The organism is Hydrogenovibrio sp. 3SP14C1 (assembly GCF_029625905.1).
Taxonomy (GTDB): domain Bacteria; phylum Pseudomonadota; class Gammaproteobacteria; order Thiomicrospirales; family Thiomicrospiraceae; genus Hydrogenovibrio.
Window position 1 is genome coordinate 1 of record NZ_JARTLM010000156.1, and the last position, 264, is coordinate 264.

Sequence of the window (264 nt, forward strand, 5' to 3'; positions counted from 1 at the left end):
TGTTTAACTGGCCGACGATGACGCTTCTGGTGCTTCATGTGGCGTTGTCGGTATTCTTCTTCGGATGCGTGATGATCCGTTTGTTCGCGGCTGTTTCGGGACGCCGGTTGAAGTTTCTCGAAATCAGGAAATGCAATCCGCGTGACTTACCGAACTATTCAGTCCTGGTCCCGTTATATCGGGAGCAGGAAGTGATCGGTCAGCTCATTACGAGCTTGAAACGGCTGAATTGGCCCGCCAGCAAACTCGATATCAAGCTTGTTT

The 264-nt window shown here is 50.8% G+C and carries 1 protein-coding gene; it reads left to right on the forward strand.

The annotated features are described in order from the left end of the window. Nucleotides 1–264: hypothetical protein (locus P8629_RS12040; RefSeq protein ID WP_278166349.1), on the forward strand; the 264-nt coding region annotated here is incomplete at both ends.